The organism is Streptomyces sp. NPDC096311 (assembly GCF_044763085.1).
In the GTDB taxonomy this organism is placed as follows: domain Bacteria; phylum Actinomycetota; class Actinomycetes; order Streptomycetales; family Streptomycetaceae; genus Streptomyces.
The window spans coordinates 563,773-589,795 of sequence record NZ_JBIWFN010000002.1; the positions used below are offsets into that span (position 1 = coordinate 563,773).

24 protein-coding genes and 1 pseudogene are annotated in these 26,023 nt (G+C 71.5%); 10 read left to right on the forward strand and 15 right to left on the reverse strand.

The genetic code is table 11. The features are described from left to right. The 7 genes and pseudogenes from ACIRA5_RS07175 to ACIRA5_RS07205 form a co-directional block, all read left to right on the forward strand. Window positions 1-264 (forward strand): annotated as a pseudogene (locus ACIRA5_RS07175) (hypothetical protein); the annotation flags it as partial. A 192-nt stretch (window positions 265-456) separates the two neighbouring features. Next, window positions 457-1,785 (forward strand): GH1 family beta-glucosidase, encoded by a 1,329-nt coding sequence (locus tag ACIRA5_RS07180; RefSeq protein ID WP_403688181.1) that lies wholly within the window; start codon window positions 457-459, stop codon window positions 1,783-1,785. Next, on the forward strand, window positions 1,782-3,044 hold the full coding sequence (locus ACIRA5_RS07185; protein WP_403688183.1) for an MFS transporter: 1,263 nt from the start codon (window positions 1,782-1,784) through the stop codon (window positions 3,042-3,044). The genes ACIRA5_RS07180 and ACIRA5_RS07185 overlap by 4 nt, the downstream gene beginning before the upstream one ends. A 42-nt stretch (window positions 3,045-3,086) precedes the next feature. Next, window positions 3,087-3,896 (forward strand): GNAT family N-acetyltransferase, encoded by an 810-nt coding sequence (locus ACIRA5_RS07190; RefSeq protein WP_403688185.1) that lies wholly within the window; start codon window positions 3,087-3,089, stop codon window positions 3,894-3,896. A 303-nt stretch (window positions 3,897-4,199) separates the two neighbouring features. Continuing rightward, window positions 4,200-4,676 carry a hypothetical protein gene (locus ACIRA5_RS07195; RefSeq protein WP_403688188.1) on the forward strand — a complete coding sequence of 159 codons (477 nt, stop codon included), beginning with the start codon at window positions 4,200-4,202 and terminating at the stop codon, window positions 4,674-4,676. Between the two features lie 272 nt (window positions 4,677-4,948). Further along, window positions 4,949-6,298 carry a beta-xylosidase gene (locus ACIRA5_RS07200; protein ID WP_403688190.1) on the forward strand — a complete coding sequence of 450 codons (1,350 nt, stop codon included), beginning with the start codon at window positions 4,949-4,951 and terminating at the stop codon, window positions 6,296-6,298. A gap of 86 nt (window positions 6,299-6,384) precedes the next feature. After that, window positions 6,385-7,470, forward strand: coding sequence for a WxL protein peptidoglycan domain-containing protein (locus tag ACIRA5_RS07205; protein ID WP_403688192.1), 1,086 nt, complete (start codon window positions 6,385-6,387; stop codon window positions 7,468-7,470). Here ACIRA5_RS07205 and ACIRA5_RS07210 read toward each other — a convergent pair. Both ACIRA5_RS07210 and ACIRA5_RS07215 read right to left on the reverse strand, forming a co-directional pair. Continuing rightward, window positions 7,364-7,702 (reverse strand): P-II family nitrogen regulator, encoded by a 339-nt coding sequence (locus ACIRA5_RS07210; protein WP_403688193.1) that lies wholly within the window; start codon window positions 7,700-7,702, stop codon window positions 7,364-7,366. The genes ACIRA5_RS07205 and ACIRA5_RS07210 overlap by 107 nt on opposite strands. After that, window positions 7,699-9,045: an ammonium transporter gene (locus ACIRA5_RS07215; protein WP_403688196.1), complete on the reverse strand. Its 1,347-nt coding sequence runs from the start codon at window positions 9,043-9,045 to the stop codon at window positions 7,699-7,701. The genes ACIRA5_RS07210 and ACIRA5_RS07215 overlap by 4 nt, the downstream gene beginning before the upstream one ends. Window positions 9,046-9,233: 188 nt before the next feature. Between ACIRA5_RS07215 and era the strand changes: the two genes are divergently transcribed. Beyond that, the gene (gene era / locus ACIRA5_RS07220; RefSeq protein WP_179436579.1) at window positions 9,234-10,193 is read left to right on the forward strand and encodes a GTPase Era; all 960 of its coding nucleotides are present in this window, start codon (window positions 9,234-9,236) and stop codon (window positions 10,191-10,193) included. 84 nt (window positions 10,194-10,277) lie between these two features. On the opposite strand, the gene ACIRA5_RS07225 is transcribed toward era, so the two are convergent. Next, a complete protein-coding gene (locus tag ACIRA5_RS07225; protein WP_403688198.1) occupies window positions 10,278-10,631 on the reverse strand; it encodes a cytidine deaminase in 354 nt (117 codons plus the stop codon). 101 nt (window positions 10,632-10,732) lie between these two features. Beyond that, entirely contained in the window at window positions 10,733-11,554 is an 822-nt protein-coding gene (locus ACIRA5_RS07230; RefSeq protein ID WP_403688634.1) for a helix-turn-helix transcriptional regulator, read from the reverse strand. A 144-nt stretch (window positions 11,555-11,698) separates the two neighbouring features. Here ACIRA5_RS07230 and ACIRA5_RS07235 point away from each other — a divergent pair, with 144 nt between their 5' ends. Continuing rightward, on the forward strand, window positions 11,699-13,150 hold the full coding sequence (locus ACIRA5_RS07235) for an MFS transporter (RefSeq protein WP_403688201.1): 1,452 nt from the start codon (window positions 11,699-11,701) through the stop codon (window positions 13,148-13,150). Here the strand turns inward: ACIRA5_RS07235 and ACIRA5_RS07240 are convergent. From ACIRA5_RS07240 to ACIRA5_RS07260, 5 genes are all read right to left on the reverse strand, one after another. Next, window positions 13,112-13,471, reverse strand: coding sequence for an MmcQ/YjbR family DNA-binding protein (locus tag ACIRA5_RS07240; RefSeq protein ID WP_403688204.1), 360 nt, complete (start codon window positions 13,469-13,471; stop codon window positions 13,112-13,114). The two genes, ACIRA5_RS07235 and ACIRA5_RS07240, sit on opposite strands and share 39 nt — an antisense overlap. Beyond that, complete coding sequence (locus tag ACIRA5_RS07245) at window positions 13,468-14,781, reverse strand: hemolysin family protein (RefSeq protein ID WP_403688206.1); 1,314 nt, start codon at window positions 14,779-14,781, stop codon at window positions 13,468-13,470. The genes ACIRA5_RS07240 and ACIRA5_RS07245 overlap by 4 nt, the downstream gene beginning before the upstream one ends. Beyond that, window positions 14,778-15,275, reverse strand: coding sequence for an rRNA maturation RNase YbeY (gene ybeY, locus ACIRA5_RS07250; protein WP_403688209.1), 498 nt, complete (start codon window positions 15,273-15,275; stop codon window positions 14,778-14,780). The genes ACIRA5_RS07245 and ybeY overlap by 4 nt, the downstream gene beginning before the upstream one ends. A 13-nt stretch (window positions 15,276-15,288) precedes the next feature. Then, entirely contained in the window at window positions 15,289-16,356 is a 1,068-nt protein-coding gene (locus ACIRA5_RS07255) for a PhoH family protein (protein ID WP_403688211.1), read from the reverse strand. 140 nt (window positions 16,357-16,496) lie between these two features. Further along, a complete protein-coding gene (locus ACIRA5_RS07260) occupies window positions 16,497-17,606 on the reverse strand; it encodes a carbohydrate kinase family protein (RefSeq protein ID WP_403688213.1) in 1,110 nt (369 codons plus the stop codon). A 277-nt stretch (window positions 17,607-17,883) separates the two neighbouring features. On the opposite strand from ACIRA5_RS07260, the gene ACIRA5_RS07265 reads away from it, so the two are divergent. Continuing rightward, the gene (locus tag ACIRA5_RS07265; RefSeq protein WP_403688215.1) at window positions 17,884-19,164 is read left to right on the forward strand and encodes an MFS transporter; all 1,281 of its coding nucleotides are present in this window, start codon (window positions 17,884-17,886) and stop codon (window positions 19,162-19,164) included. 11 nt (window positions 19,165-19,175) lie between these two features. Here ACIRA5_RS07265 and ACIRA5_RS07270 read toward each other — a convergent pair whose 3' ends face one another. From ACIRA5_RS07270 to ACIRA5_RS07295, 6 genes are all read right to left on the reverse strand, one after another. Then, the gene (locus ACIRA5_RS07270) at window positions 19,176-20,168 is read right to left on the reverse strand and encodes an adenosine deaminase (protein WP_403688218.1); all 993 of its coding nucleotides are present in this window, start codon (window positions 20,166-20,168) and stop codon (window positions 19,176-19,178) included. A gap of 69 nt (window positions 20,169-20,237) precedes the next feature. Then, window positions 20,238-21,143 carry a ribonuclease Z gene (locus ACIRA5_RS07275; RefSeq protein ID WP_403688221.1) on the reverse strand — a complete coding sequence of 302 codons (906 nt, stop codon included), beginning with the start codon at window positions 21,141-21,143 and terminating at the stop codon, window positions 20,238-20,240. Window positions 21,144-21,149: 6 nt separating this feature from the next. Continuing rightward, on the reverse strand, window positions 21,150-21,515 hold the full coding sequence (locus ACIRA5_RS07280) for a histidine triad nucleotide-binding protein (RefSeq protein ID WP_403688223.1): 366 nt from the start codon (window positions 21,513-21,515) through the stop codon (window positions 21,150-21,152). Between the two features lie 77 nt (window positions 21,516-21,592). Continuing rightward, the gene (locus ACIRA5_RS07285) at window positions 21,593-24,874 is read right to left on the reverse strand and encodes a S41 family peptidase (protein ID WP_403688226.1); all 3,282 of its coding nucleotides are present in this window, start codon (window positions 24,872-24,874) and stop codon (window positions 21,593-21,595) included. 45 nt (window positions 24,875-24,919) lie between these two features. Beyond that, window positions 24,920-25,510: a hypothetical protein gene (locus ACIRA5_RS07290; protein ID WP_403688228.1), complete on the reverse strand. Its 591-nt coding sequence runs from the start codon at window positions 25,508-25,510 to the stop codon at window positions 24,920-24,922. Between the two features lie 111 nt (window positions 25,511-25,621). Continuing rightward, window positions 25,622-26,014 carry a VOC family protein gene (locus ACIRA5_RS07295; RefSeq protein ID WP_403688231.1) on the reverse strand — a complete coding sequence of 131 codons (393 nt, stop codon included), beginning with the start codon at window positions 26,012-26,014 and terminating at the stop codon, window positions 25,622-25,624. Between the last annotated feature and the right edge of the window lie 9 nt (window positions 26,015-26,023).

Sequence of the window (26,023 nt, forward strand, 5' to 3'; positions counted from 1 at the left end):
TTTTGGCTGTGCGGGGGCGGGGGGGGGGGGGGGGGGCCGCCGGGGGGGGGGGGGGGCCCCCCGGGGGGGCGCCCCCCCCCGGGGGGGGGGGGGCCCGGGCCCCCCCGGCGCCCCCCCCCCGCCCGGCCCCCGCGCCCCGCGGGGGTCCCCGACGGCTTCAGCTACGAGATCACGGTGGACGGGAAGACGGTCTACGCCGCCGATCCACGGCTGACGGAGGAGCAGCGAAAGCTGATTTCAAGGGTCCTGAAGGAGGGCGCATAGATACACCGGTGCAGGTGCGCGCCCTTCAGGGGCGCGGGGCTGTGACATATGCGGCTCCGCCGCGTGGGCGCGCCAAGCCCCCACCGGGGCCGCAGTCGCGAACCACCGCACCGCCGCTGCGCCCAGGCGCCCGCCCAAAGCCGTAACTCCCGGTTCACACCAACCCGTTGACTTCCCTTACTGCCGGTAAGGATGATCGCGCGCATGGCGACGAACCCCCTACCGCAGTTCCCGCCCGGCTTCCTCTGGGGCGTGTCCACCTCGGCCCACCAGATCGAGGGAGCCGCGGCCGAACGCGACCCGTCGGTATGGGACGCGTTCACGGCCGCGCCCGGCCGCGTCAAGGACGGCTCGACGGCGGACGTGGCCTGCGACCACTACCACCGCTACCCCGAGGACGTGGCCCTCCTCGCCGACCTCGGCGTGGACGCGTACCGCTTCTCGATCTCCTGGCCCCGCGTGAACTCACCCGGCGGCCTCGACTTCTACGACCGCCTCGTGGACGCCCTGGTCGCGGCGGGCATCCGCCCCGTACCCACCCTCTTCCACTGGGACCTCCCGCTGAAGCTGGAGGAGACGGGCGGCTGGCTGAACCGGGACACCGCGGAGCGCTTCGCCGAGTACGCCGGTGTCGTCGCCGCCCGCCTCGGCGACCGCGTCAAGAAGTGGATCACCCTCAACGAACCCGCCGAACACACCCTGCTCGGCCACGCGCTCGGCGCCCACGCCCCGGGCAAACGGCTCCTGTTCGACTCGCTGCCGATCGCCCACCACCAACTCCTCGCCCACGGCCTCGCCGTCCGGTCCCTGCGCGCGGCCGGCGTCACGGACATCGGCATCGCCAACTCGCACGGCCCGACCTGGGCGGCCTCCGAGCAGCCCGAGGACGTGGAGGCCGCCGACTTCTACGACCTCCTCCTCAACCGCCTGTTCGCGGACCCGCTGCTGCTGGGCCAATACCCGGACGGCATCGGGGAGTTGATGCCGGGCGACATCGAGGCGGACCTGAAGGCCATCGCGGAACCGATCGACTGGTACGGGATCAACTACTACCAGCCGACCAAGGTGGGCGCCCCCGAGGGCGCGGAGATCGAGTTCAGCGGACTGACCCTGCCCGCCGAACTCCCCTTCTCCGTGCGGGAACTTGAGGGATACCCGGTCACCGACTTCGGCTGGCCGGTGGTCCCCGAGGCGCTGACCGAGCTGCTGGTGGGCTTCCGCGAGCGCTACGGGGACCGCCTCCCGCCGGTCGTCATCACCGAGAACGGCTGTAGTTACGAGGGCGTCGACGACCAGGAGCGGATCACGTTCCTCGACGGCCATGTCCGGGCGCTGCACCGGGCGTTGGAACAGGGCGTGGACGTTCGCGGGTATTTCGTGTGGTCGTTGCTGGACAACTTCGAGTGGGCCGAGGGGTACGCGCGGCGCTTCGGCCTGGTCCACGTCGACTACGACACGCTGAAGCGGACCCCGAAGGCGTCGTACACCTGGCTGCGCGACGCGCTGCGGGCGCGGGGATGACGGCGGCCGACCCCGTCGCGTCCGTGGGGGCGCTCGCCGAGCCCGTCGAGCGGGTCGGCCGGGGCTGGACCTCGGCGCTCTCGCTCGCCAACGGGGCGATCTGGGTCGGCTGGTACGGCCCGCTGCAGATCCTGCTGGCCTCCCAGGCGGAGGACTTCGCGCCCGGTACCGGCATGTCGAAGGAGACGATGCTGGCGTGGGTCACGGGCGCGGGCGCGATGGTGTCGCTGATCGCCAACCCGCTCTTCGGGGCGCTGTCCGACCGGACGACGGCGCGCTGGGGCCGCCGTACGCCGTGGATCGTGGCGGGTTCGGCGGGCGGCGCCCTCTCCCTGCTGCTGCTTGGGGGAGCGGGCGGGGTCTGGACGATGGCGGCCGGCTGGTGCCTGGTCCAGCTCACCCTGAACGCCGCCTTCGCCGCGATCACCGCGGCGGTCCCCGACCGGGTGCCACGGCTCCAGCGGGGTTCCGTGGGCGGCTGGCTGGGCGCGGCACAGATCCTGGGCGTGGTGGGCGGAACGGGCCTCGCGACGGCGGCGGGGGGTGTGGGCGGCGGCTACGCGGCGTGTGCGGTGTTCACGCTGGTGGGCGTGGGGCCGTACGTACTGCGCTACCGGGACCTGCGGCTGCCCGCCTCGGCCCGCCCCGCCTGGTCCTGGCGCACGTTCGCGGCCTCCTTCTGGCTGAGCCCGCGCCGCCACCCGGACCTGGCCTGGGCCTGGCTGACCCGCTTCCTGATCAACCTGAGCAACGCCCTGGTCCTGCTCTACCTCCTGTACTACCTCCGCGACCGGCTCCACTACGACGACCCCGAGAACGGTGTACTGATCCTCACCGCGGTCAACGGCGTCACCCTTCTCGCCACGGTCGTGGTCGGCGGGGTGTGGTCGGACCGGGTGGGCCGCCGCAAGCCGTTCGTGATCTGGTCGGGCGTCCTGATGGCGGTGGCGACGGCCGTCCTCTCCGGGTGGCAGACCTGGCCGGGCGCGATCGTCGCGGCGGCGGTCCTCGGGATCGGCTTCGGCGTCTTCACCTCCGTCGACTTCGCGCTGATGACGGACGTCCTGCCCAAGGCCCTGGACCGCGGCAAGGACCTCGGCGTCATCAACGTCGCCAACGCCCTCCCCCAGGTCGCCGCCCCCGCCCTGGCGGCCCCGATCGTGACGTATCTGGGCGGCTACCGGGTGCTGTACCTGCTGGCGGCGGTGATCGGACTGGCGGGGGCGCTGCTGGTGGGGCGGATCAGGGGAGTCGACTGAATTCGAATGCCACCGACATCCGAATTCCTCTTGGATGGCGCCATGACGACTGTGAACGCATCCCTCGACGGTCTTGAGCGCTACTACGACTCGGTACCGCGCGCCGCCGCGCGGGCCGAGGACTTCGGCCCGCTGACCCTCTTCGTACGGGAGGCCACGGGCTGGCCCTACTACGCGCGCCCCACCCTGGACTGGACGGGCCCGGCGGCCACCGCCGAGGACGTCGAACGGGTGCGGGCGCGGCAGCGGGAGCTGTGCGTGCCGGAGGCCTTCGAGTGGGTGGCGGAGGTGACGCCGGACCTGCGGGAGGCGGTCGAGGCGACGGGGCTACGGGTGCACGCGCATCCCCTGATGATCCGCGACGAGGACGCGCCGCTGCCCGACCCGCATCCCCTGGTCCGCGTCCTGGACCCCGAAGACCCCTTCCTGGCGGGCGCGCTGTCGGTGCCGCATGTGGCGTTCGCGGCGCCGGGCACGGCGGTGGGGGAGGCCGGAACCGGCGAGCTGGCCACCGAGATCACCGCCCGCGCCGCCGAGGTACCCGCCGCCGCGGATCGCATCCGCGTGGGCCGCACCGTACTGGCCGCGGCGGTCGAGAACGGCGTCGTGGTCTGTTCCGGGATGCACCTGCCCGTGGGCCGCGTGAGCGAGATCGCGGGCGTCGGCACCCTGCCCGCCGAACGGCGCCGCGGGCTGGCGTACGGCGTCACGGCCGCCCTCGTGGCCGACGCGCGTGAGCGGGGCGTCGAGACGCTGTTCCTGTCGGCCGGGGACGAGGACGTGGCGCGGATGTACGGCCGCCTGGGGTTCCGGACGGTGGCGACGGCGCTGATCGCGGAACTCGCCGAGTAGCGGGCCGATCAGGGGACAGGGACGAACTTCGGCCACTTTCGACAACCCCTGAAGAAACCGCCCGGCATGCCTTGCAATCCCAAGCCGCTCGCGCATCAATGGAACCGCTAGTTCCGACGGACCGTCAGAAACGCCTCCGCTGGCGTCCCGCACCCCGCTCGCGGACGGTCCGTGTACACATCTCTCCGCACCCGCACCGGCGTTCACCGGTGACGCGTCCGTGTGCCCGGCCCCGGCCTCTGAGCAGACGGTTCCGTCCCTCCATCCCCACATGGCAATTCCCGTACAAGGGAAGGGAACCCGATGAAACGCAAGCAACTCGGTATCGCCGCGGCGTTAGCCGCCGGCACCCTCGCCGCCACCGGCCTGGCCCTCGCGCCGACCGCCGCGGCCGTCACCCCGCTCACCGCCACCATCAACGCGACCTGCACGATCGGCGGCGGTGGCGCGGCCACCCTCACCGCCACCCAGACCGGCACGGCCGCGACGATCACCCTCAGCTCCACCTCGATCACCGCGCCGATCGCGCTGGCGCAGGACTCCATCGCCTCCACCCTGACCATGGCGAAGTCCGGCGGCGGCACCGTCGCGTTCACCGGCACGAAGAATCCCGCCATTCCGCTGGGCGGCGGGGTCACGGTGGGCCCGCTCAGCGGCACCGTCGCCTCCGGCGACAGCCTCGACGCGTACGGGGGCTCGCTGAAGATGGTCGTCTTCGGCATCACCATCACATGCACCGCGAGTGCGGCGCAGGCACCGGGCCCGTTCGTCTTCAGCTGAGCCCCGCCACAGCACCTACGTGAAGACCGGTGTCGCCGGCGCGCGGCGGCACCGGTCCTCGTACTGCCTGAACCACTGGACCGCTGGACCGAAGAACTGCCTGATCACAGCCAACTGGCCTACAGGGGTGCCCAGTTGACGATATTGACACGACCTGATGGCCCATCAGTTGCCGTCCGGGCCCTCCATTGACTTCTCACACAACCCGCACATCAATGGCCCCCTGTCGGCGCAGACGAGCCGCTGCGCCCGCATCCCTCAGGAGGGGGCACATGGCAACGCACAGGGGAACCAGGGGTTCGCACGCCCGAAGACGCCGCTGGGCGGCACTGCTCGGGGTGACCGCGCTGGCGGTCACCGCGGGAGGCGCGCTGGCGGCCCCGGCGGGCGCCGCGGCCGCGGACTCCCAGAACGTGGACTTCGCCACGCACTGCATCCCGCCGGCGATCGCGGGCATCCCGCCGATCGACGGCACCACCACCGCGATCATCACGGTGGACAACGCCAGTCCCAAGGTCGGTGACACCGTCACCGTGACGTACAAGGTGGTCACGCCCGCCGCGAACAACCCGACCGCCCTCGCCCTGCCCGCCGACATCATGACGCCCACCGGCAAGGTCGCCCTCGGCGGCGCGCAGACGGGAGACGTCACGGTCGCGGGCCCCAGGAAGAACGACCCGGTGGCGGGCAACGCGCCCTTCCCGGGGTTCAGCATGACGGGCACCTTCACCGTCACCAGCCCGGGTGCCATCACCCTCGCGCCCGGCGACTACAACATCCACACCAGCTACATCCTGGAGCTGGACACCCCCTGCACGGTCACCAACCCGCCCGCCCCGGTCTCCGGGACGATCACCGCGACGGACGGCACCCAGACCAACAACCGTGCCATCTCGCTCGGTTCGGCCTCCGGGAAGCCCGGTGACAGCGTGACCGTCACCGGCAGCAACTTCACCCCGGGCGCGAGCGTGACCCTCGCCGGACGGTCGGGGGCCACCCAGACCGCCGACACCGCCACCACGACCGCCGACGCACAGGGCTCGATCAGCGGCACGCTGACCGTCAGCGACAAGACGACGACCGGTGTGGTGGCGTACGAGGGCGCGAGCTGGAGCGACACCAAGGGAGCGGGGCCGGCGGCGTACGTGGTCGTCGACGACACTCCCATCCCAGCGGGCTCCCAGAAACTCACCACCACGGTGAAGGCGGGCACCCTGTCGATGTCCCAGGCCGGGGACGCCGTCCAGCTGTCGGCGGTGGACTTCGGCAAGGGCGGGGCCTCGACCGGTGCCCTGCAGACGGTGACGGTCAAGGACTTCCGCGGCGGACCCGCGGGCTGGTCCCTGACCGGCAAGGTCACCGACTTCACCGGTCCCGGCGCCAAGATCGATGCCGGGAAGCTGAGCTGGACCCCCGCCTGCGCGACCAAGGCGGGCAGCCCGAGCACCTGCCAGGCCGGTTCGTCCGGCGCGGTGGGCGGTGCGGGAGCGACGCTGGCATCCACCCCCAACGGGGCGCTCACCGGTGGTGAGTTCACCGTCGACGCCGGACTGTCACTGGACGTACCGGCGTTCACCCCGCCGGGTTCCTACTCCGGTGTGCTCACGCTGACGCTCACCTGACCCACCCCTCCGCACCCCGGTGGCCGGGCGCGCACCCGCCCGTCCACCCAGGGCCAATCCACCCACATCCGCGGGGGTCCGCACCCATGCGCAAGCTGTACGTCCTCATCCTGTCCGTGTTCCTTCTCGCGCTCACCACGCCCGCCTCGTACGCCGCCGACAACGGCAGCTGGTCCGTCTACCCCGTCTCCACGCAGATCGCGGCCCGCCCGTACTTCTACCTCTCCGCCGACCCCGGCCAGACCCTCCGGGACAAGGTCACCGTCGCCAACAAGACCGGCGCCCCGCTGACCTTCCGGCTGTACGCCGCCGACGCCTACAACACCGCGCGCGACGGCGGGTTCGCGGTGCGGACGGTCAAGGAGAAGCAGCTCGGGGTCGGCGCGTGGGTGCACCCCGCCCGCTCCCGGGTGACGGTGCCCGCGCACGGTTCGGTGACCGTGCCGTTCACCCTCCGGGTGCCCGAGAAGGCCGAACCCGGCGACCATCCGGGCGCGCTGGTCGCACTCGACGAGCGCCTCGAGTCCGGGGACGCGGCGACCTCCTCGGTGGCGGTGCAACGGGCGGTCGGCGCCCGGATCTACCTCCGGGTCGGCGGACCCACCGTCCCCGCCCTCGCCGTCGAGAAGGTCCGCATCAGCCACCACCAGCCCCTGGTCCCCGGCCTCGGCGAGAGCGGCGCCACCGTCTCGTACACCCTCCACAACACCGGGAACGTGACCCTGAACCCGAAGGTACGGCTGCGGGCCGAAGGTCTCTTCGGACGTACGCTGCTGTCCCGGGGGCTCACGAAGATCCCCTCGGAGCTGCTGCCGGGGCAACGGGTCCGGCTGACCGAGCCGTGGCACGGAGCGCCTCAACTCGACTGGGGCCACGTGACATTGACGGCCAGCGCGCCCGGCACCCGGGAGTCGGCGAGCACGTCGTTCTTCGCGCTCCCCTGGCTGATGGCGGTGGTGACGGGCGCGGGGATCGCCGCCGCCGTGGTGGTGATCAGGGCGCGCAGGGGCGGTACCCGTCCGTGGCCGCTCGGTGCGCGCAGGAGCGGTACCCGCCCGTGGTGGCTCAGAGCGCGTCGGGGCCGCGCTCGCCCGTCCGTACCCGTACGACCGTCTCGACCGGTACCGACCACACCTTCCCGTCGCCGATCTTCCCCGTCTGCGCGGCCTTGACGATCGCGTCGATCGCGGCCTGCGCGTCCGCGTCCTCGACGACGACCTCGATACGGACCTTGGGGACCAGGTCGACCTGGTACTCGGCGCCGCGGTAGACCTCCGTGTGGCCGCGCTGGCGCCCGTACCCGCTGGCCTCGGTGACGGTGAGCCCGTGCACGCCGAGCTCCTGGAGAGCGGTCTTGACCTCGTCGAGGCGGTACGGCTTGACGATGGCGGTGATGAGCTTCATGCCTGGGCCTTGGCCTTCTGAGCGGTGGGGAGGGATGACGAGACCGGGGCGCCGTGGCCCAGGACCCCGTGATCGTAGGCGGTCTCTGCATGCACCGTAAGGTCCAGGCCGGTGTGCTCGTGCTCCTCGTCCGCCCGCAGCCCCACGACCTTGTCGAGCACCTTCCCGATGCCGTACGTGACGGTGAAGGCGTACGCCCCCACGGCCACGACCGCCACCAGCTGCTTGCCGAGCTGTCCGAACCCACCGCCGTACAGCAGTCCCTTAGCGCCACCGGTCATCGTCGCGTCGGCGAAGACACCGATGAGGGCCGTGCCGATGACGCCGCCGACCAGGTGAACGCCGACGACGTCCAGCGAGTCGTCGTAGTTCAGCCTGAACTTCCAGCCCACGGCGTACGAGCAGACGACACCGGCGGCGAGACCGACGACCAGCGCGCCCAGCAGCGACACGGACCCGCAGGACGGGGTGATGGCCACCAGGCCCGCGACCGCGCCGGAGGCGACGCCGAGAGTGGTGGGGTGGCCGTCGCGCTTCTGCTCGACGAAGAGCCAGCCGAGCAGACCGGTGCAGCCGGCGGCGAGGGTGTTGAGGAAAGCGGCGGCGGCGAGCCCGTTGGCGCCCAGCGCGGACCCGGCGTTGAAGCCGAACCAGCCGAACCACAACAACCCCGCGCCCAGCATCACCATCGGCAGGTTGTGCGGCCGCATGGCGTCCTTCTTGAAGCCGAGACGGGGGCCGAGGACGAGACAGAGAGCCAGGCCGGAGGCGCCGGAGGTGATCTCGACCGGCAGCCCGCCCGCGAAGTCCAGCGCCCCCAGCTTCGCCACGATCCAGCCTCCCGGACCCCACACCCAGTGCGCGACGGGAACGTATACGAGCAGCGCCCAGACCGGCACGAACACCAGCCACACCGCGAACTTCGCGCGGTCGGCGATCGCCCCGCTGATCAGCGCGGCGGTGATGATCGCGAAGGTGAGCTGGAAGGTGGCGAAGAGCAGGGTGGGCACGGTCCCGTGCACACTGTCCGGCCCGATACCGCTCATCCCCGCGTGCTCCAGGCCGCCGACGAGCCCCCCGAAGGCGTCGTCCCCGAAGGCGAGCGAGTACCCGCCCGCCAGCCACACCACCGTGACCAGGGCGATCGACACAAAACTCATCATCAGCATGTTGAGGACGCTCTTCGTGCGGACCATGCCGCCGTAGAAGAGGGCCAGGCCCGGTGTCATCAGGAGGACGAGGGCGGTGGCGGCGAGCAGCCAGGCGGTGTCGCCGGTGTCGAGGTGGGGTGCGGCGGCCAGGTTGACGGTGTCCGGGGTCTCCACGGTCTGCACGAACTCCACGGACGGCTCTCCTCGGTTCTCCTGGGTGCGGGGGCGTCGTCAGAGAGTCACGGGTTCGCGTTTCCGGTTGTGCACGTGTGCGTTTCCGGCGTGTTTCGTATTGCGTGGGGGTTTCCGAAACCTCACGTCGCCGCACGGGAGCGGTCAAAGGCATATGGCGTACGGCGCGGGCCTGTGGATCAGGGACAATGGGCGCCATGAGCGTTCGTACCCAGTCATCCGAGCCGTCCGAGGCACCCCACCGCGCCGGCTTCGCCTGCTTCGTGGGCCGCCCCAACGCGGGCAAGTCCACCCTCACGAATGCTCTGGTCGGCCAGAAGGTGGCGATCACCGCGAACCAGCCGCAGACCACGCGGCACACGGTACGGGGCATCGTGCACCGACCCGACGCCCAGCTGATCCTGGTCGACACCCCCGGTCTGCACAAGCCGCGCACGCTGCTGGGTGAGCGCCTGAACGACATCGTGCGCACGACGTGGGCCGAGGTCGATGTCATCGGCTTCTGCCTGCCCGCGAACGAGAAGCTCGGTCCGGGTGACCGTTTCATCGCGAAGGAACTGGCGTCCATCAAGAAGACGCCGAAGATCGCGATCGTCACGAAGACCGACCTCGTCGACAGCAAGACGCTCGCCGAGCAGCTCATCGCGATCGATCAGCTCGGGCGGGAGCTGGGCTTCGAGTGGGCGGAGATCGTGCCGGTGTCGGCGGTCGGGGACAAGCAGGTGGACCTGCTGGCCGACCTGATCGTCCCGCTCCTTCCCGAGGGCCCGGCGCTCTACCCGGAGGGTGACCTCACCGACGAGCCCGAGCAGGTCATGATCGCGGAGCTGATCCGCGAGGCGGCGCTGGAGGGTGTGCGCGACGAGCTCCCCCACTCCATCGCCGTCGTCGTCGAGGAGATGCTTCCCCGCGAGGACCGCCCCGCCGACAAGCCCCTCCTCGACATCCACGCCTTCGTCTACATCGAGCGCCCCAGCCAGAAGGGCATCATCATCGGCCCCAAGGGCAAGCGCCTGAAGGAGGTCGGCATCAAGTCCCGCAAGCAGATCGAGGCGCTGCTGGGCACGCCGGTCTTCCTCGACCTCCATGTGAAGGTCGCGAAGGACTGGCAGCGGGACCCGCGCCAACTCCGCAAACTCGGCTTCTGACGGTTCCCCCCGGGGGTGTGTCCTTCGACCGCGGGTGAGTGGGGGCTCATCGCGCAGTTCCCCGCGCCCCTCAAGGGCGCGGGCTCAGCCTGCGGGCGTCGTCAGGTGGACGGTGCCGTCGGGGCCCGCCAGCAGTACCGGCGTCGCCGACCCGCCGAGGTCCCGGACCGCCGCCCGGTCCTCCGAAGAGACCTCCCCCGCCTCGGACACCACCGCCGCCGCCTCGAGAGACTTCGCCCCGGACGCCACCGCCATCGCCACCGCGGTACGCAACGCGCTCAACCGCAGGGAGGGGAGATCCACCGTCCCCGCGACATACGTACGGCCGGTCTCATCACGTACGGCCGCGCCCTCCGGCACCCCGTTGCGCGCCCGCGCGGAACGGGCCAGGGTGACGATCTTGCGGTCCTCGGGGTCAAGCGCGCTGCTGTCGGTCATGTTCAGAGCATACGAAGAGATCGGGAGACGCACGCACACACCTCCCGGCACGCACACACCTCCCCGCACCCAGCCACCCGCACAGACGAGGCACCACAGACCTAACCCGCCACCGGATACATCGAGCCCCGTCGGCCCTCCGGCGAGGCCAGCCACTCCAGCTTCGCCGCCGTGTTCGCCTCCGGCAGCGGCGTGTGCAGCACGATCGTGAGATCGGGCCGCGCCGGCACCTTCATCGCGGTGGACTCGACGGCGAGCAACCCGACGAGCGGGTGGTCGAGCTCCTTGCGGATCTGCCCGGCGTCCTCGATGTCCCGCTCCTCCCACAGCGCCGCGAACTCCGGTGAAACGGCCAGGAGTTGGTCCAGGACCTCCCGATATCCCTCGTCGTCCGGCGCCGCCGCGCACGACGCGCGGAACTGGGCGACGACCGTGCGCGCGTTCTTCTCCCAAGTCCGGGACTGCCCCCGGTACAGCGGGTCGGCGAAGAAGTCGATGATGCAGTTCTGCGTGTTGTCAGGCCGCATCCCGAGGACCATCCCGGCGGCGTCGTTGTACATCACGCAGTTGTAGTAGGGATCCATGATGTGCGCCGGATACGGCATCCACGTGTCGATGAGCCGCCGCAGCCCGTCGCACATGTCCCGGACCTCGGGCGCGACCTCCGGCGCGGGCGGGTTCAGCCCGGCGAGCATGTACAGATGGCGTCGTTCGGCGTTGCTGAGCCGCAGGACGCGGGCGACCGCGTCGAGTACCTGGGGCGAGACGGAGATGTCCCGCCCCTGCTCCAGCCACTGGTACCAGGACGCGCCGACACCCGCGAGCACGGCCACCTCCTCGCGGCGCAGCCCGGGCGTGCGGCGGCGGGCCCCGCCGTCCGGCAGACCGGCCTGCGTCGGTGACACCCTCGCCCGGCGGCTCATCAGGAAGTCCCGCAGCTCACGCCGTCGGTGGGTCCTGAGCACGTCCTCCGTCACGTGTGAATCCCCCTGTTGGTGACTGGTGGTGCGACCACCAGCATAAGTTCCCGCTCCCCACGGATATTCCGGCGGCCGCACGCTCTTGCCATGGCGATCGACACCACCGAAACCACATCCGCTTCCCCAACTGCCCACTCCCCGCTCGGCACCCGGCTGTCGACCCGCGACAAACTCGTCCTCTTCGTGCTGTGCGCCGCGCAGTTCATGGTCGCGCTCGACTTCTCCGTACTGAACGTGGCGCTGCCCGTGCTCGGCAAGGACCTGGGCATGAGCCAGTCCGCGCTGCAGTGGGCGGTCACCGCCTTCGCCCTGCCGTCCGGCGGCTTCCTGCTCCTCTTCGGCCGCATCGGTGACCTGTACGGCCGCCGCAGGCTCTTCCTGGCCGGCCTCGCCCTCTTCGGTACGGCCTCGCTGCTGGCGACCTTCGCCTGGGACCCGGCGTCGTTCCTGACGGGCCGGGCCTTGCAGGGCCTCGGCGCGGCGGCGATCGTGCCGACGGGCATGTCGCTGCTGACGACGACGTTCCCCGAGGGCCCGGCGCGCGACCGTGCGCTCGGCATCTCCGGCACGCTCCTCTCCCTCGGCTTCACGGTCGGCATGGTGGCCGGCGGCGTCCTGACCGACGTACTGAGCTGGCGCTCGACGATGGGCCTGCTGTCGGTCTTCGCGCTGATCGTGCTGCCGCTGGCCCCGGGCCTGCTGCCCGAGTCCCGCACCCCCGACCGCCCGCGCCTGGACATCCCCGGCGCGGTCACCGTCACCGGCGGCCTGCTGGCCCTGATCTACGCCCTGTCGACGGCCGCCGAGCGCGGTTTCGGCGGCGCGGACGTCATCGTGACCCTCGCCGCGGGTGTGCTCCTGCTCGCCGCCTTCGTGTACATCGAGTCCCGCGCCCACGCTCCGCTCGTCAGCCTCCCCATGCTGCGCCGCCGCACGGTGGCGTGGGGCAACCTGGGCGGTCTGGTCACCTTCTCGATGATGTCGACGGTCGTCTTCGTGCTGACGCTGTACCTGCAGGAGACCCTCGGCCTGTCCGCGTTCGAGACGGGGCTGGTCTTCGGGGTCCAGGGCGTCATGTCCGCCGTCGCCGGGGTGTACGCCCCGAAGGTCATCGGCCGCTTCGGCGCCCGCCGTACGCTGGTCGGCTCGCTCGCCGGTCAGGGCCTGTTCGTGGCGGGGCTGGTGCTGCTGAACGCCCACACGTGGTCGGTCTGGCTCGCCACGGCCGCGATCTCGCTGGCCAGCATGTGCCACCTGGGCGCGATCATCTCGTACGGCCTGACGGTGACCTCGGGCGTTCCCGACGAGGAGCAGGGGCTGGCCACGGGTCTGGTGACCTCCACCCAGCAGGTCGGCATCACGATCGGCATCCCGCTGCTGGGTGTCCTGGCGACGACGTCGAGCGACCTGCTGGCCGGCGTCCACACGGTCCTCGTCCTGGACGCGGTGATCGTGCTGGCGGCGGCGGTGCTGGTCGCGGCCGGGCTGGGCCGCGACCGCTCACGCCCGGTCGAGGCGGAGGCGCTCGGCCTTCGGTAGACCGGCGACGACGAGATCGTAGGAGTCCTCGACGAGCTCCCGGACCAGACGGTCCGGGAGCTCGCCGTCGACCGTCACCGTGTTCCAGTGCCGCTTGTTCATGTGATAGCCCGGGACGATCAGCCCCGGGTGCTCGCCGCGCAGCCGGATCGCGTCCTCCGGGTCGCACTTGAGGTTGACCGTGAGCGGGCGCGCGTCCAGCCATGTCAGCGCGAAGAGCTTGCCCAGCACCTTGAAGACCGAGATCTCGGGGCTGAAGGGGAAGTCCTCGACGGCCGCGTTGAAGGACAGGCAGAACGCACGCAACTGCTGCGGTTTCACTCGGGCTTCTTCTCCTCCTCGGACGGCTCCGGGTCCACCGGGCCGACCGGCTCGACGAGCACGGTGACGATCTTGTTCCGGCGGCCGGCCGCGGCCTCCGCCGTCAGCCGCAGCTCGCGCCCGTCGGGCAGCTCGACCACCGAGGAGGCACCGGCGATCGGAACCCGCCCGAGCGCCTTCGCCAGCAGTCCGCCGACCGTCTCCACGTCCTCGTCGTCGTACGCCTCGAAGCCGTACAGCTCGCCGAGGTCGCCGATGTCGAGACGGGCGGTCACCCGGTAGCTGTCGTCGCCGAGCTCCTGCACGGGCGGCAGCTCACGGTCGTACTCGTCGGTGATCTCCCCGACGATCTCCTCGAGGATGTCCTCGATGGTGACGATGCCGGCCGTGCCGCCGTACTCGTCGATGACGACGGCGACGTGGTTGCGCTCCTGCTGCATCTCGCGCAGCAGGTCGCCCGCGTTCTTGGTGTCGGGCACGAAGGTCGCGGGCCGCATGGCCGTGGACACGAGCTCGGACTCGGCCTCGCGGCTGATGTGCGTCTTGCGGGCCAGGTCCTTCAGGTACACGATCCCGACGACGTCGTCCTCGCTCTCCCCCGTGACAGGGATGCGCGAGAAGCCGGACCTCAACGCCAGGGTGAGGGCCTGGCGGATGGTCTTGTACCGCTCGATGACGACGAGGTCGGTCCTCGGCACCATCACCTCGCGTACGAGGGTGTCGCCCAGCTCGAAGACGGAGTGCACCATGCGGCGCTCCTCGTCCTCGATCAGGGACTCCTTCTCGGCGAGGTCGACCAGCGCGCGCAGCTCGGCCTCGGAGGCGAACGGACCGCGCCTGAAGCCCTTGCCGGGCGTCAGCGCGTTGCCGATGAGGATGAGGAGGGACGGGATCGGGCCCATGATCCTGGCCAGCGGCAGCAGGACGTACGAGGCCGCCGTCGCCGTGTTCAGCGGGTGCTGGCGGCCGATGGTGCGGGGCGAGACGCCCACGGCGACGTAGGAGACGAGGACCATGACCCCGATGGCGACGACGAGGGCCTCCCAGGTCTCGTCGAACTCCTTCAGACAGGCGTACGTGACGAGCGCGGCGGCGGCCATCTCGCAGGCCACGCGCACCAGCAGGGCCACGTTCAGATAGCGGGTCGGGTCGGCGGCGACCTGGGCGAGCTTGGCGCTGCCGCGCCGCCCGGACCGTACGGCCTCCTCCGCGCGGAAGCTGGAGACACGCGCGAGGCCCGCCTCCGCGCAGGCGGCGAGCCAGGCGACGACGACCAGCGCGATGGCGCCGAGGACGAGCTGGGGACTCATGAAACGGTCGGGGCCGGCGAGGGGCCCGTCATGCCCTTCTCCGCGCGCCAGCCGTCCACGATGGCGGCCTGCAGACCGAACATCTCGGCCTTCTCGTCCGCCTCCTCGTGGTCGTAGCCGAGCAGGTGCAGCACTCCATGGACGGTGAGGAGGTGCAGTTCCTCGTCCATGGAGTGCTGTGTGGGAGCTTCCTTGCCCTGCCGCTCGGCGACCTCCGGGCACAGGACGATGTCACCGAGGAGTCCCTGCGGGGGCTCGTCCTCGTCCTTGGACGGCGGCCGCAGCTCGTCCATGGGGAACGACATCACGTCGGTGGGCCCCGGAAGGTCCATCCACTGGATGTGGAGCTGCTCCATGGCGTCGGCGTCCACGACGATCACCGAGAGTTCGGAGAGCGGGTGGATGCGCATCCGCGCGAGCGCGTAGCGGGCGATGTCGAGGATCGCCTGCTCGTCGACCTCGGTTCCGGACTCGTTGTTGACGTCGATCGACATGGTGCTCGCTTGTCTACTTCCCCTTGTGGCCGGCTTTGCCGCGGCTCTTGTGGGAGCCGTTCTCGGTGCCGTTCTCGCTGTCGTACTTCTCGTACGCGTCGACGATACGGCCGACCAGCTTGTGCCGTACGACATCGTGGGACGTGAGCCGCGAGAAGTGGACGTCGTCGAGGCCCTCCAGGATGTCCTGGACCTGGCGCAGACCCGACTTCGTCCCGTTCGGGAGGTCGACCTGTGTCACGTCGCCCGTGACCACGATCTTCGACTCGAAGCCGAGACGGGTGAGGAACATCTTCATCTGCTCGGCGCTCGTGTTCTGCGCCTCGTCCAGGATGATGAAGGCGTCGTTCAGCGTGCGGCCGCGCATGTAGGCGAGCGGCGCGACCTCGATGGTCCCCGCCGCCATGAGCCGCGGGATGGAATCGGGGTCGAGCATGTCGTGCAGCGCGTCGTAGAGGGGCCGCAGGTAGGGGTCGATCTTCTCGTAGAGCGTGCCGGGCAGGAAGCCGAGCCGCTCGCCCGCCTCCACCGCGGGGCGGGTGAGGATGATCCGGTTGACCTGCTTGGACTGGAGCGCCTGTACGGCCTTCGCCATGGCGAGGTACGTCTTGCCGGTACCGGCGGGGCCGATACCGAAGACGATGGTGTGCTTGTCGATGGCGTCGACGTACCGCTTCTGGTTGAGCGTCTTGGGTCGGATGGTGCGGCCGCGCGAGGACAGGATGTTCTGCGTGAGCACTTCGGCAGGGGTTTCCTGACCGTCGCCCTCCCCGTTCTCGCTCGCCCTGAGCATGGCGATCGAGCGTTCCACTGCGTCCTCCGTCATCGGCTGCCCCGTGCGGAGCACCAGCATCATCTCGTCGAACAGGCGCTGGACGAGAGCGACTTCACCGGCGTCGCCGACCGCACTGATCTCATTGCCCCGGACGTGGATGTCGGCCGCCGGGAAGGCCTTCTCGATCACGCGAAGCAGCGCGTCTCCAGAACCCAGCACGGTCACCATGGGGTGCTTGGCCGGGACGGTGAAATGCGCTCGTGCCTGCCCCGAAACGGGGCTGTGAGCTGTGGGTGTCTGAGTCATGGGCCGGCTCTGTAGGCCTGCTTTTCCTCCTTGATCGGCACGCTTGCCACGGGGGCAGCCTTGCGGTTCCAAGGGTACGACGGTGGGGTGACAGTGCCGTAGGGCTTTTCGGCGCGGGTTCGGGGGCCGGGCGGGGAGCGTCAGGCCGACCGGCGGAAGCCGATGGTCGGGACCGCCCGCCGCAGCGGCCACGGGCGGGTCACCTCCGGGAGCAGGCTCTCCAGGAAGGCGTACCGGCGCAGCGCGGCCGGTTCCTGGTCGTCGACGGACTGGACCCGGCGCCACCACGCCGCGATCTCGGCCCAGCCGGGCGCCGAGAGGGAGCCGCCGAACTCCTGGACGGAGAGCGCGGCGGTCAGCCCGGCGAAGGCGAGCCGGTCGGCGAGCGGCCAGTCGGCGAGGGTGCCCATCACGAATCCGGCGACGAAGACGTCACCGGCACCGGTGGGATCGAGGGCCTCCACGGCGATCGCGGGGACCTCGGCGGTCTCCCCGGTACGGCCGTCCACGGCGTACGCGCCCTCGGCACCGAGGGTGACGACGGCCAGCGGCACGTACTCGCTCAGCGCGTGCGCGGCGGCCCGCGGACAGTCCGCCCCCGTGTACCGCATCGCCTCGTCCGCGTTCGGCAGGAACGCCTCGCAGTGCTCCAGGTCCGCGAGCCCGGCCAGGTCCCAACGCCCGGTGTCGTCCCAGCCGACGTCCGCGAAGATCCGGGTGCCCGCACGCGCGGACTCGGCGATCCAGTGCGCGCGCGTGCCGGGCGTCAGCGAGGCGACGGCGGCACGCGCGCGGGGGGCGTGTTCCGGCGCCGGCTCCTCCGGCGGCGGCTCGTGCCCGTGGCTGACCATCGTCCGCTCGCCCTCGTACGCCATCGACACGGTGACCGGCGAGTGCCAGTCGGGCACGGTGCGCGACGGGGCGAGGTCGATGCCCTCGCCCTGTTCCAGGGCGTCCCAGCAGTACTCCCCGTAGTGGTCGTCCCCGAAGGCCGCCGCCAGGGAGGTCTTGAGGCCGAGGCGGGCGAGCGCGGTCGCCATGTTGGCGACGCCGCCGGGGCTCGACCCCATCCCGCGCGCCCAGGACTCGGTGCCGCGCACCGGTGCGGTGTCGAGCCCGGTGAAGATGATGTCGAGGAAGACGGTGCCGGTGAGGTAGACGTCCCACGGCGGGTCCTGAGGGGTGCGCAGACCGGCGAGCGGGTCGACGTGAGCGTGACAGTACGGTCGCTCTCCGTTGGTCTCGATCACGGTGCGCTCCCTGAGGTGGTGCGGATTCAGGCCAGTGTGCACCAAACGGCACACGGCACGGCGCCGGTCGGTGCCGGAGCTGACCGATGAACGGCCGGGAGAAAATCCGGCGCCTACCCCGCCCTTCCCCCCGCAAACAGAACGTGACCCGGATCACACCTCCCCGCCTACGTCGTACCCCCACCCGCTTGATACAAATTGCCCGCGCGTTCCTGTCCGTCGACAGCCGCTCAACCCCCCTTACCGAGCCGCTCTTTCGCATGCCCTGGGAACGCCCGTGTCCGCCCGCACCACCACACCCTGGCCCCTCGTCGCCCTTTTCACGGCCGGGTACCTCGCCCCGTACCTGCTCCCGACCACCGTCGGCCGGCTGAGCGCGGGTCTGCCCCTGTCCACCACCGAGGCCGGTTCCATCGGCAGCGCCCTGCTGCTGAGTTCGGCGACGGCGGGCTTCCTGCTCGCGTCCCGGGTGGACCGACTCGGCCCTCGCGGGCTCGCCCGCGCAGGCCTGCTCCTGGCCGCCGCCGGCTACGGCACCGCCGCCGTCACGACGACCATCCCCCTGGTCGTCCTCGGCGCGATCGTCGGCGGTCTCGGTTCCGGCACGATCACCAGCGTCGCCGCCACCGGGATCGCCGGCCAGCGCGACCCCCACCGCACCACCACCCTGGGCCTGCTGGGCGTCTCCGCCCTCGCGGGCGCGCTGTATCTGACGATCCCCCACCTGGGCCCGGGCCACGGCCACCCCCTCGCCGCGATCGCCGTCACCGCGCTGCTCGCACTGCCCGTGACCCGCCGGCTCCCCGCCGCCGGGGCCCCCGAGGCCCCCCACACCCCGGCCGGCCGCGCCCTGCGCGCCACCACTCCGCTCCCCCACCGCCGTGCCGGACTCGTCCTCGCCGCCGCGATGCTCTGCTGGTCCCTCGCGCAGAATTCACTCTGGGGTGTCAGCGGCCGGATCGGTCTGCAGCAGGCGGGGCTGACGGAGGTGACCGTCGGCGCGGTCTTCGCGGTGGCGCTCGGCGCGGGGCTGCTCGGGGTGATCGGCGCGGGCGCACTCGGCCAGCGCCTGGGCCGGGCCCTGCCGATCGGCGCGGGCACGGCCCTGATCGCCGGATGCATCGCGCTCAGCGCGGCGGCCACCGACCTGACGTCGTTCGCGACGGGCGAGATCGCCTGGAACACGGTCTACCCGGTCGTGCTCTCCTACGTCATCGGCCTCGCCGCGTCCCTGGACCAGCGCGGCCGGTGGGCGGTCCTCGTCGGCTCCGCCTCCTCGCTCGGCACGGCATGCGGTCCCCTCGCGGGCAGTCTCCTCTCCGCGCGGGTCGGATACCCGGCGATGGGCGTGATCCTGGCCCTCGGCCTGCTCCTGATCACCGGCCCGATGACGGCCGTGGCCCTGCGCACCCGGCGCCCCGCGCCGCTCCCGCAGGAGCACCCGGTCGTGGAGATCCCGCTGGACGCCGTCCCGGCGCCCCGGACGGCGTACGACACGGCAGGACCCCGGCAGGCGACCGCGGGTGCGGCGGCCGGACCGGGGCCCGCAAGCAGGTAGTCCCGCCGCGCCTACCCGAACTCGTACGCCTCGACCTCGGCGAGGTAGCGCGCCCGCCGCTCCTCGTCGTGCTCCAGGAAGGACGCCACGAACGAGTTGCGCGCCAGTTCCCGCATCCGCTCCCGGTCCAGCCCCAGCGCCTCGTGCACGGCGTGGAAGGTGTCACCGATGTACCCGCCGAAGTACGCGGGGTCGTCGGAGTTGACCGTGCACAGCAGCCCGGCGTCCAGCATCGCGGGCAGCGGGTGGTCCTCCAGGACGTCCACGGCGCGCAGCCGTACGTTCGACAGCGGGCAGAGCGTCAGCGGCACCCGGTCCCGTACGAGCCGCTCGACCAGCTCGGGGTCCTCCATGCAGCGCAGCCCGTGGTCGATACGCTCGACGCCGAGCACGTCCAGTGCCTCGGTGATGTACTCCGGCGGCCCCTCCTCGCCCGCGTGGGCGACGCGCCGCAGGCCGAGCGCGGCGGCGGCCTCGTAGACCTCACGGAACTTGACCGGCGGGTGCCCGACCTCGGCGGAGTCGAGGCCGATGCCGACGATCCGGTCGAGGTAGGGCTTCGCGGCCTCCAGGGTCGCGAGCGCCGACTCGGCGGACTCGTCGCGCAGGAAGCACATGATCAGCTGGGTGGAGACGCCGTGCGTCTCCTCGCTGCGGGAGAGCGCGCGGTGCAGCCCCTCGACGACCGTCCCCATACCGATGCCCCGGGCGATGTGGGCCTGCGGGTCGAAGAAGATCTCCGCGTGCCGCACGCCCTGCGCGGCGGCCCGTGCGAGGTAGGCGTCGGCGAGGTCGGCGAAGTCCTGCTCGGTCCGCAGGACGGCCATGAGCTCGTAGTACAGGTTCAGGAACGACTGGAGGTCGTCGAAGAGATACGCCTTGCGCAGTTCCTCGGTGTCCGCGTAAGGGAGCGTGACGCCGTTGCGCGCGGCGAGCTCGAAGGCCAGCTCGGGTTCGAGGGTGCCTTCGATGTGGAGGTGCAGTTCTGCTTTGGGGAGGGGCATCGAAATATCGTACGGGTGTGTACCGACGATCTCGTGCGATGACGCCTCGTCGACTCGTACGACGACGACTCATCGCCGCTTCGGCACCGGCACCCTCACCAGATCGTGCGCCACGGTCAGCTCCCCCTCGAACCCGGCGGCCCGGGCCTGCCGCTCGAACTCGTCCGGTTCGGAATATCGCTGGCTGAAGTGCGTGAGCACGAGATGCCGTACGCCCGCGTCCCGCGCCACCCTGCCCGCCTGACCAGCCGTCAGGTGACCGTGGTCGACGGCAAGTTGGTGATCACCGTCCAGGAACGTCGACTCGATGACGAGGAGGTCGCAGCCCTCGGCGAGGGCGTCCACGCCCGCGCACAGCCGCGTGTCCATGACGAACGCGAACCGCTGTCCGCGCCGCACCTCGCTCACGTCGTCGAGCGAGACCCCGCCGAGCGCGCCCTCGCGCTGGATCCGCCCCACGTCCGGCCCCTTGATCCCGTGCTCCGCGAGCAGCTCGGGCAGTATCCGCCGGCCGTCCGGCTCGACCAGCCGGTAGCCGAAGGACTCCACGGGGTGGGAGAGCCTGCGGGCCTCCAGGGTGTACGAGGAGGTGGTCACGAGTACCCCGTCCGCCTCGACCGGTGCCTCGGTCAGCTCGACGGTCTCGCGGTAGGCCGTCGCGTACCGCAGCCGGTCGAAGAAGCGCTGCCCGGAGCGCGGGTAGTGCGCGGTCACCTCGTGCGGGACACGGTCGAGGTTGATGCGCTGGATCACCCCGGCGAGTCCGAGGGAGTGGTCGCCGTGGAAGTGGGTGACGCAGATCCGGTGCAGGTCGTGCGCGGCCACTCCGGTCCGCAGCATCTGCCGCTGGGTGCCCTCACCGGGGTCGAAGAGCAGGCCCTCCCCGTCCCAGCGCAGCAGATAGCCGTTGTGGTTGCGGTGCCGGGTGGGGACCTGGCTGGCGGTGCCGAGGACCACAAGTTCACGTACGGACAAGGTCGGTTACCCCGGCGGCCACTGCATGCCACGGCCGCCCAGGAGGTGGGCGTGCGCGTGGAAGACGGTCTGGCCCGCGCCGCCGCCCGTGTTGAACACGATGCGGTAGCTCTCCAGCTTCTCCTCGGACGCCACCTCGCCGGCCTCGCGCAGCAGGTCCGCGGCGATGGCGGGCTCGGCGGCGGCGAGGGAGGCCGCGTCCGGGTGGTGCACCTTGGGGATGACCAGGATGTGCGTGGGCGCCTGGGGGTTTATGTCGCGGAAGGCGACGGTCGTGTCGGTCTCCCGGACGACATTCGCGGGAACGTGCCCCGCGACGATCTTGCAGAACAGACAGTCGTCCTGCGGTGCGCCGTCTTCTTCTCGCGACATGCGTGTGCCTCCTCACGCCGTCTGATCATTACGTCGTGCATCGTATCGGCCCCAGTGGGCGCGGGCGTGTGGCCGGATCAGAGCTCCGGCAGCGCCGGTGCCGCCTTGGCGGGGTTCTCCGCGAGCGCGGCCAGCGCGATCCGGATCGCCTCGTCGAGCTGCGCGTCGCGCCCGGCCGCGTAGTCCTGCGGCGCCTGGACGACCTCGACGTCCGGGTCGACACCGTGGTTCTCCACGCCCCACCCGTAACCGTCCAGCCAGAACGCGTACTTGGGCTGGGTGACGAGGGTGCCGTCGACGAGCCGGTACCGGCTGTCGATGCCGACGACCCCGCCCCACGTCCGCGTCCCGACGACCGGCCCGATGCCCAGCGCCTTGATCGCCGCGTTGACGATGTCGCCGTCCGAGCCGGAGAACTCGTTGGCGACGGCGACGACCGGTCCGCGCGGCGCGTCCTCCGGATAGCTGTACGGCCGCATCCCGCGCGGCAGGTCCCAGCCCACGATCCGCCGCGCGAGCTTCTCCACGACCAACTGGGAGGTGTGGCCGCCGCGGTTCTCCCGGACGTCCACGACCAGCCCCTCCCTGGCCACCTCGATCCGCAGGTCGCGGTGGATCTGGGCCCAGCCGGGCGCCTGCATGTCGGGCACATGGAGATAGCCGAGCCGTCCGCCGGACTTCTCGTGGACGTAGGCGCGCCGGTCGGCGACCCAGGCGTGGTAGCGCAGCGGCTCCTCGTCGGCGAGCGGGACGACCACGGCGTGCCGCGGCTCGCCGCCGCCCGACGGGGAGACGGTCAGCTCGACCGGCTTGCCCGCGGTGCCGACGAGCAGCGGCCCGGGTCCGGCCACCGGGTCCACCGGCTGCCCGGCGACCGCGACGATCGCGTCCCCCGCGCGCACCGCGACGCCGGGCGCGGCGAGCGGCGCCCGCGCGTCCGGGTCGGACGTCTCCGAGGGGAGGATCCGGTCGATGCGCCAACTGCCGTCCTCGTGACGGGAGATGTCCGCGCCGAGCAGTCCCTGCGCCCGGTCGCCGCCACCCCAGCCGCCGCGCGGGGTCACGTACGCGTGCGAGGTGCCGAGCTCGCCCTGCACCTCCCACAGCAGGTCGACGAGGTCGTCGTGGGTGGCGATCCGTTCGAGCACCGGCCGGTAGCGGTCCAGTACGCCCTCCCAGTCGACCCCGCCCAGGTCGGGCCGCCAGAAGTTGTCGCGCATGAGGCGGCCGGTCTCGTCGTACATCTGCCGCCACTCCGCGGCCGGGTCGACGGTCTGGCGGACTCGGGAGAGGTCGACGGTGATGTTCGTGTCGCTCTCGTCGTCGTTCGAGGCGCGGCGGTCGCTGGGGACGACCTTGAGCTTGCCGTCGGTCCACAGCAGGACACGTTTGCCGTCGCCGCTGACGGCGAAGTGGTCGGCGTCCGCGGCGAGATGCTCGACGCGCTGCTGGGCGAGGTCGTACCGCTCCAGTTCGGTCTTCGGGTCCGGGTCGTCCGGGGTGGCGCGGGAGGCACCGAGGACTCCGACGACCGGGTGGCGCAGCCACAGCAGCCCGTCCTTGGCGGCGCGCAGGGTCGAGTAGCGGGCCGCCTCGACGGGGAACGGGACGATCCGGTCGGCGAGTCCGTCGAGGTCGATACGGGTGGTGGGGGCGCCCTCGCTGTCGGGGGTCTCGTCCTTGTCGGGTGCCTCGAAGGGGCGGCCGTGGCGCTGCGGTCCGAAGGGGGACGGGGTGGTCGCGGCCAGGGTGATCAGATGCGGCCGGGAGCCCCCGACGAACGCGAGGTCGAAGACGTGTTCGTCGTAGACGGGGTCGAAGGAGCGGGCCGAGAGGAAGGCGAGGTGCTTGCCGTCGAGCGTGAACGCGGGTGCGTAGTCGCGGAAGCGCAGCGGCGTCGCCTCGGTCACCGACAGGTCGGCGGTGTTGGCCAGCTTGAGCTGGCGCAGCGGGCGCGGGCCGGGGTGCGACCAGGCGAGCCAGGCGGAGTCCGGCGAGAAGACCAGCCCGGAGACCTCGCCGTCCTCGCTCCGGTCGACCTCCCGCACCTCTCCGGTCTCCCGCTCGACGAGCAGCACCCGTCCGTCGTGCGAGGCGACGGCGGCGCGGCTGCCGTCGGGCGCCATGGCGAGCCCGAGGACCCGTCCCAGCTGTCCGGCGGCGAGCCTGCGCGGGGTCGCTCCGGGCGCGAGACCGGTCGCCGGGGCGAACTCCAGCGCGTCGTCGCCCGCCGCGTCCGTCACCCACACCACGTACTCCTCGCCCTCCACCCGGAAGGCGCGGGGCAGCCGGGCGCGCACACCGGGCCGGGCGGCGAGCGCGCGGGCCGGTCCGGAGCGGTGCGTGACCCAGTGGACGGCGCCGCGCACGGAGACCGCGCTGCCGCGTCCGGTGTGGTCGGGGGCGGCGGCCGAGAACCAGCGGGAGGCGCTCACGAGGTGCGGCTGCTGGTCGACGCGCTGTCCGCCGAGCCGCACGTCGAGCCGGCGCGGCTCGGCGCCGTCCAGGTCGTCGAGGAGCCACAGTTCACCGGCGGACGCGTACACGACCCGGGCGCCGTCGGTCGCCGCGTGCCGGGCGTAGAAGCCTCCCCCACTCTCGGCTTCGCTCGAGCGGGAGGTGCCCCCACCCGGCGTGTGGCGGCGCAGGTCGGATCCGTCGGCGAGGGAGGAGTAGAGCGCTCCGACACCCTCGTGGTCGGACAGGAAGGCGACACGCTCCCCCACCCACAGGGGGTATTCGAGGTTCCCGTCCAGGTCCTCGTGCAGCCGTACGAACTCGCCCGCCGCTTCCCCGTCGCCGCCGGCCCTGTCGATCCACAACTTGCCCGCCGTGCCACCCCGGTACCGCTTCCACCAGGCGGCCTCGCGCCCCATGGGAGCGGACAGCAGCAGCACACCCTGATCGCCGTGGACCACATCGCCGACCGGACCGTACGGGAGGGTGGTCGCGGGGCCCCCGTCGAGCGGGACGGCCCGGGCCCAGCTGCGGCGCAGGCTGGCCTGGCCCTGGGTGCTGAGCGCGAGCACCTGCCCGTCCGGGGTCCAGCCGCGCACCTGGGTCCTCGAACTCCCCCAGTACGTCAGCCGCGTGGACGGTCCGCCCTCCAGCGGCGCGGCGTGCACCTCGGGCGCTCCGTCGCGGGTCGACGTCCAGGCGACGGTCGTACCGTCCGGGGAGATGCGGGGATGGTTCACCGGCATGTTGTCGGCGCTGACCCGCCAGGCGCGACCGCCGCCGTCGAGGGGGGCGACCCAGACGTCGTCCTCGGCGGTGAAGGCGACCAGCTCGCCGTGCAGATGCGGAAACCGGAGATACGCGGGCGATACCGACGACGCGGACGATGCAGACTGAGTCACCCGATCACCCTATGCAGGGACAGCTCGGCCCGACAGGGGTTTGGATCACTTGCCCTGGGAGGGCCAGCAGGTGGGATCGCCCTTGCACCACATGGTCTTCGTCACCGTGACGGTGGTGGTGGGGCCCGGACGGTGGTAGGTGGGCGCGCCGTAGGTGGGAGGCGTGTACGAGGGCGTGCTCGGGGCGTTGCAGTTGCCCAGTACGTTCACATGGAACCACTGCTTGCCGCCGACCTTGGCCGTCAGATCCCCGCGGACGCACTTGCCCTCGACCTCGCGGGTGACCTTCCCGGTGATGGTGATCTCCCGCCGGTCCTTGGTCCGCCCCCGGCAGTCCACCTCCACCACGGAGGGTGTGGAACTCGAGGCCGACGGTGTGCGCCCCGGGGTGTAGGCCCTGTTCCCGCCGGTCCCGCCGCCGTAGGACCCGGTGCAGCTCAGGTACTGCACGTCGACGTGCTGCCGCTGCAGCTCCGCGGTCCCGGCCCGGTCGGTCGTGTACGCCACCGCGGAGGCGCTCAGCCCGCCGACCGGTTCGCACGCGGCCACCCCGAAGGCGCTCACCACGGCGAGCCCGGCGACCATCGGTCCCCGACGGCCCGTCACCAGTCGCCTCGCCTGTCGTCGAATACGCATCAATGCCCCCATAGACGGCAGAGTGCCACTGTCACGGGCGTCGCGGTAGACCTCATGCGGCCACTACACACCTGCGTGCGCCTCCGTCGAACGCATATGCGTGAAACTCTGTCAGGTCCGCAGGAGGAGCCACTCCTGAAGTTCCACCAGATTGCCCTCGGGGTCCTTGAGGTGGGCGACCCGCATCCGGTCCGTCATGAAGTCCGGGCCGTGCACGAGGACGGCGCCGCGCGAGGTGATGGCCTCGCAGTAGGAGTCGAGGTCGTCGACGCGCAGGACCACCAGCGAGCGGTGGCCGCTCGCCGAGTCGCCCAGTTCACCGAGTATCCGGGCCATCATCGCGCGGTCCTGGAGCGCGATGCCCGCCGAACCGGCGGTGGGACTGAACTTCTCGTACGGTCCCTCGGTCGCGCCCGACTGGGGCTTGAGGCCGAGGACCTCGGCGTAGAAGTGGTAGCAGACCGGGAAGTCCGAGACGAGCAGCCGTACTTGGGCGAGTTCCAAAGCGTCCCC